The organism is Candidatus Cloacimonadota bacterium (assembly GCA_034722995.1).
Taxonomy (GTDB): domain Bacteria; phylum Cloacimonadota; class Cloacimonadia; order JGIOTU-2; family JGIOTU-2; genus JAGMCF01.
Genome location: JAYEOL010000059.1, coordinates 37,438 through 42,368, shown reverse-complemented (window position 1 = coordinate 42,368; position 4,931 = coordinate 37,438). Strand labels below are relative to the sequence as shown.

Sequence of the window (4,931 nt, the reverse complement as noted above, 5' to 3'; positions counted from 1 at the left end):
TCTTGCTCATCATCCACAATGAGAATTGTTTTCATTGTATTGAATCTTTGCCTGTTATTTTTTGATAAGCCTCAAGATATTTCTCTTTTTTTAAGAGTATTTCCTGAAAGCTGAAAATTTTATAACTCGGATTAACGCTATTTATTTTTTCAATACCTTTGTCAGAAAGATAACCATGAACAAATTGTTTATCGTAATTTTCTTGCGGAGTTCTTTTTCTATATATTGAAGCATCGTAAAAGCGAGAAGATCCAGGTGTTAGAATTTCATCAATCAAGGGTAATTTGCCGTCCGGAATAAAATTCGGTGGCATATAATCAAATGCAGAAATTCTATCTGAAGCAACTACAAGCATATTGTCATCAAACTCGTAAATATTCCTCACTTTACCCTTTTGTATGGGAATAAATTTTTGGCCCCAATTTAATTGGGGACAGAAATTTCAAAATCCTAATTTCAAATGTCAAATAAAATGACAAAACCCAAATGTCCAATCCCGCCATCCCCGTGTCCGCGGGGACGGATTTTTGGAGAATCAACCCTTTTATTTTTGTCATTTGATATTTGAAGTTTTACCGGTCGCGGCGTCCAGACGGATTAGAAATTAGAAATTTGCAATTAGTCATTTCATAAGTATATGATATTGGAGCAGTCTTTCTCAACATCGCAGAGACACCACAATAACGATCTTGAGATAATTTGATTGCCTTTTCCAATTTATCTTTATCAACATTGCCAGAGATTTTGTAATGTATTGTTATAGAACTAAACACTTTTGGATGCTCATCTGTAAGTTTTGCTTCCGCAGTAACTGAAAAATTTGAGAAATTAATATGCATCTTTTTTAAAATAGATGCCACATCCATAGCTGTACAACCGGCTAATCCCATCAATAATAGCTCTTTTGGTCTTATGCCCTGATCATAACTTAAATTTTTATCTGCATCAATAATGATGCTATGGTTTGAGTCTGAAACAGCACAAAATTGCAGTTTATCAATATACTTAACTTTTGCTTTCATATTTTACAGTCAACTTTATTACTATTTGTAATTTTTTTTGTCAAATTTTATTTCAAAAATTTCAATCTTTTTTTATTTCTCTTGACAATAATAAAAACATACTAAAATTTAGCGATTGTTGGAAGTCACTCTAATCCAGATGAAGAAACTCTTCTGAAATCGGTTTGGAATGTCTTATACCAACAGTATTAATATAAAGGAGATTTCTGTCTAATGGCAAAAACCGAAACAGGTACTGTCAAATGGTTCAATGCTACAAAAGGTTTTGGCTTTATTGAACGCGATAATGGAGAAGATGTTTTTGTTCACTACAGTTCAATTAAAGGTGAAGGATATCGTGCTTTAGATGAAGGGCAAAAAGTAAGTTTCACCGTTGTAAAAGGGGATAAAGGTCCCCAAGCACAAGATGTTGTGAAATTATAGCTTGGATACATACAGTATATTGAAAGTGCGGTGTGCATGCAATTGTGCACCGCACTGTTTTTTATTGCCAAAAGTTCTACAAGATATTGTCTTATCTAAAATTTTATTACTACAAGTTTGGTTAAGTTTTTTAAAGATTTTAAACCTTTATTCTTCTAACGAAATGAAAATTGAACTAATCACAGATTATTAAAAATAATCAAAAAAACCTCGGAAACACTATTACCAATATTTGCAAGATAATATTAGTATAAATTCCAGCCATTATATCATCCGCGATAACTCCCCATCCGTGTGGTAATTCTTGAATTTGATGTATTGGAGTTGGTTTTGCAATATCAAATACTCTAAAAATAACAAAAGCATAGATAGCAATCATTAAGGAATGTGGAAGGAAAACGATTGCAATGCAATAACCAAAAACTTCATCAATAACTATTTTACGGCTGTCATGCCCCAGGTCCTTTTCTGCTTTTTTTATAATCGGAACAAATATAAGACTAACTAAGACAATAATAATTATGAGTAAGAGATTTTCTGTTGTTGTAAGCTCTGGAAGGAAAAAATAATATAAAACAGCAGTTACTGCACTGGCAAGTGTTCCTGATGCAATTGGAAAGTAACCAATAAATAATACAGAAACTAAAAGATTTCTTATGAATTTACTCATTTTTTTACCACTAAGACACAAAGAATTTTTTACTACATATTTATAATGAAATAATAAATTATAGTCATCAGCTGATTTATTATATTAAGAAACTTAGTCTTTCTGAAACAGTAGCATGATTTAAAGTTCACAGACAATTGAATGATTAAAAATATTTCACAAAACCCAATTTCTTATTTGTGGTAATTCGTCCACCCTCCGTCCCGATTTAATCGGGACTGCGCCCGTCCTCCGTAGAAGTTCTATACTTCGGAGGATGGAGAGGACGGGTGTAAATTCGTGGCTTAATTGTCTTCAACTCTTTTTATATCAGCTCCAAGCTGAGCAAGTTTAGTTTCCAGTCTTTCATATCCTCTATCCAGATGGTATACACGAGAAATTTCAGTTTCACCTTCTGAAGCTAATGCAGCAATAACCAATGCCGCAGCTGCTCTAATATCAGATGCCATTAATGGTGCTCCAGTCAGCTGATTTCCACCATGTATAACAATTCTGTTTTTGTCTAATTTTATGTCTGCACCCAGTCTTTGCAATTCACTAATATACATAAACCTATCTGAGAATATATTTTCATCAATAATGCTTTTACCTTTTATTGTAGAGAGTAAAGAGGCAAAAGGTGCTTGTAAATCAGTTGGGAAAGCAGGGTATGGATTTGTGGAGATTTCTATTGGGTTTTTACCTTTACCAGAGATTGTAATTGAATCATTATTAACATTAACAGAGAAGCCGATTTCTCTTAGCTTTTCAAGCACTATACCCAGGTTAGATGGACAGCAATTTTTCACAGTAATTTCCCCTTTAGTGATTGCTGCGGCAAGTAGTAATGTTCCAGTTTCAATGCGGTCCGGAATAAGAGATACATCAGCAGAATGCAAATTCTGAACTCCATTTACAGTTAGACAATCTGTTCCAATACCTTCAATTTTAGCCCCCATTTTGATTAAAAAGTTTGCAAGAGCATTTATTTCTGGCTCACAAGCTGCATTTCTTATGATTGTTGTTCCGTCAGCAAGAACAGAAGCCATCAGAATATTGACGGTTGCGCCAACACTTTTCTTTTCAAAAATTATCTCATTACCGTGCAATTTTTTTGTATCTGCATTGATATATCCATGCTCAATTTCAATATTTGTACCTAACTTTTGCAATCCTTCTAAATGCAGGTTAATAGGTCTGGCTCCCAATGCACATCCACCAGGGAATGATACTTTTGCTTTTCCGTATCTTGCAACAAGTGGTCCTAAGACATAGATAGAAGCACGCATTCTTTTGACCAAATCATAAGGTGCTTCATAGCAGGTGCAGCTGTCAGTATGGATTTTTAGTTCGTGATTTTTAAATTCTACCTTTGAACCCAAAATACTAAGTAGTTCTGCCATTGTTCTAATGTCTACTATATCCGGGACATTCTTAATTGTGTAGTTTCCACCTGCGAGGAGAGTTGCTGCCATAATTGGCAATCCAGCATTCTTTGAACCGCTGATAGATATAATGCCTTTTAGTTTTTTTGCGTTTCCTCTAATTTTAAATTTATACATTACTTTGTAATCCGGTATTATAGACTGCTAATTTTTTTCTAGAACAAGCACACGATATAAATCGTTATAATCTTTTATTATGTCAATGATTTTATAATTAAATTCATGAATGATTTTTTCCATACCCTCTTTTTGATTTGCTCCTATTTCAAAGAAAATCTTTCCATTTTTGTTTAGAAAATTTTCTGCATTTTGTAAAATCTTTTGGTAATATGTAAGACCTTTTTCTCCACCAAACAAAGCTAATTTTGGCTCAAAATTTTTAACTTCTTTTTGAAGGTTTTGAAATTGCTTTTCAGAAATGTAAGGTGGATTAGAGATAATAATATCAAATTTTCCAGACAAATCTTTAGATGTATCAGATAGGATTAGTTGGATATTCTGGATATGATGCAATTCAATATTCTTTTCAGCATTTTCTAAAGCAGTTTTAGAAATATCAGTAGCAGTAAATAGTATTTTATTCTGGGTATTTGAAAAATATTTACTTATAGAAATTGGTATAATTCCGGTTCCTGTTCCAATATCTAAGACATTCCAGTTATTTTTGTTGGACTGCTTTATATATGAAATAACAGCGTCAACTAAGATTTCCGTTTCCGGTCTGGGAATTAATACGCCTTCATCAACAAAAAATTTATATCCATAAAATTCTGTTTCACCTATCAGATATTGAAGAGGGTAATGAGTTGCTCTTTTTTTTACCAAATTTCTTATTTCTTCTCTCTCTTTAGGGTTCAGGAGTTTATCATAATTAAGATACAATTCCATTCTTGAGCAGTTTAAGACCCTTGCAATTATCATTTCTGCATTTAATTGGGATGATTGAATCTCATTCTTTTTAAAGTAATTGGAAGTCCATAAAAGAACATCTTTTACTGTCCAGATTTCTTTGTTTTTTTTCATTTTCATCTGAAAATAGCTTTTTTTACCTCAACCCCTAACCCCTTCTCCTTCAAGGAGAAGGGAACTTATTCCCTCTCCTTTTTTAAGGAGAGGGTCAGGGTGAGATTAAATTTTCATGCTCCTTTGCGTTCCGAATTTTTTCGGGACATGTGGGTTTCATATGTAAATATATTCAACACAAAGGGCACGAAGAACACAAAGAAAGAAGAAATAGGAATATTATAACTTTTAAGTTAAATGCCATTTTCATGCTCCTTTCAGGCTCGGCGCCCAGACGGGTGCGTTTCGATGTATCGGGACATACATGGTTCATATATTTTTTTGATATTTAATATTTATTTGATTTTATTGTCAAAGTTTTATATTCAG

The 4,931-nt window shown here is 33.0% G+C and carries 6 protein-coding genes; 1 reads left to right on the top strand and 5 read right to left on the bottom strand.

What is annotated here, in order from left to right:
* Positions 1 to 31: 31 nt before the first annotated feature.
* Both U9R23_07030 and U9R23_07025 read right to left on the bottom strand, forming a co-directional pair.
* Positions 32 to 400, bottom strand: a complete 369-nt coding sequence (locus U9R23_07030; protein ID MEA3476174.1) for a phosphoribosylaminoimidazolesuccinocarboxamide synthase — start codon at positions 398 to 400, stop codon at positions 32 to 34.
* 172 nt (positions 401 to 572) lie between these two features.
* Positions 573 to 1,022 (bottom strand): OsmC family protein, encoded by a 450-nt coding sequence (locus U9R23_07025; protein ID MEA3476173.1) that lies wholly within the window; start codon positions 1,020 to 1,022, stop codon positions 573 to 575.
* A gap of 213 nt (positions 1,023 to 1,235) precedes the next feature.
* On the opposite strand from U9R23_07025, the gene U9R23_07020 reads away from it, so the two are divergent.
* Positions 1,236 to 1,445: a cold-shock protein gene (locus tag U9R23_07020; protein ID MEA3476172.1), complete on the top strand. Its 210-nt coding sequence runs from the start codon at positions 1,236 to 1,238 to the stop codon at positions 1,443 to 1,445.
* Between the two features lie 199 nt (positions 1,446 to 1,644).
* Here the strand turns inward: U9R23_07020 and U9R23_07015 are convergent, their stop codons facing one another.
* The 3 genes from U9R23_07015 to prmC form a co-directional block, all read right to left on the bottom strand.
* Positions 1,645 to 2,115 (bottom strand): phosphatidylglycerophosphatase A, encoded by a 471-nt coding sequence (locus tag U9R23_07015; GenBank protein MEA3476171.1) that lies wholly within the window; start codon positions 2,113 to 2,115, stop codon positions 1,645 to 1,647.
* Between the two features lie 284 nt (positions 2,116 to 2,399).
* Positions 2,400 to 3,656, bottom strand: coding sequence for a UDP-N-acetylglucosamine 1-carboxyvinyltransferase (gene murA / locus U9R23_07010; protein MEA3476170.1), 1,257 nt, complete (start codon positions 3,654 to 3,656; stop codon positions 2,400 to 2,402).
* A gap of 27 nt (positions 3,657 to 3,683) precedes the next feature.
* Positions 3,684 to 4,568 (bottom strand): peptide chain release factor N(5)-glutamine methyltransferase, encoded by an 885-nt coding sequence (prmC, locus tag U9R23_07005; protein ID MEA3476169.1) that lies wholly within the window; start codon positions 4,566 to 4,568, stop codon positions 3,684 to 3,686.
* Between the last annotated feature and the right edge of the window lie 363 nt (positions 4,569 to 4,931).